This window comes from Megasphaera cerevisiae DSM 20462, from assembly GCF_001045675.1.
GTDB lineage: Bacteria > Bacillota > Negativicutes > Veillonellales > Megasphaeraceae > Megasphaera > Megasphaera cerevisiae.
In genome coordinates this window covers 1-564 of record NZ_LEKT01000185.1, presented here as the reverse complement: position 1 = coordinate 564, position 564 = coordinate 1, and the positions used below count along the sequence as shown (strand labels likewise).

General features: G+C 30.1%; 1 protein-coding gene. It reads right to left on the bottom strand.

Annotated features, from left to right (window positions below; all coding sequences use genetic code 11):
- The coding region (locus tag AB840_RS17400) for a hypothetical protein (protein ID WP_048515730.1) at positions 1 to 564 on the bottom strand (564 nt) is incomplete at both ends.

The window sequence follows — 564 nt, the reverse complement described above, 5'->3', positions numbered from 1 at the left end:
ATTTACCAGCATTATCAGTAAGGTATCCAGCAAATGTAAAGTCTTCAACTTGGTCAGTTGTAGAACTAATTAAATTACCTTTGGCATCATATTGTGCATCTTTAGTTAAAATATTATTTGGACTTTGATTTAATTTAATAACGATTCTCATACCTACTGTTTCAGGTAAACCATTATTAAATTCGATTAATTTATTTAAATCACTTGCTGTAATCGTACCATTACCGTTGGCATCGATAGATAAATCTGCCACTTTGTTAGCAGCATTATAAGTTTTATCAAAACCTTTTAATCCATCATAATCATATTTATCTAATTCAACACTTTGAATAAATGGAATTAAATCTTTATCAATTTGGTAATTATAACTCCATTGTTTATTTTGAGCGCCACCATATCCGAAGATACCATCTTTGATAACTTGTTGGTCAACGATAATTGCGCCATTATTGCCTACTTTAGTGTCTAAACTAGCTGTACCACTACTTGCTTTAAAATCATTTGCGTTTGCTGTTGATTTATTGTTGTTTAAAGAAACTAAATCTTTATCAGCATCTGTAAGGA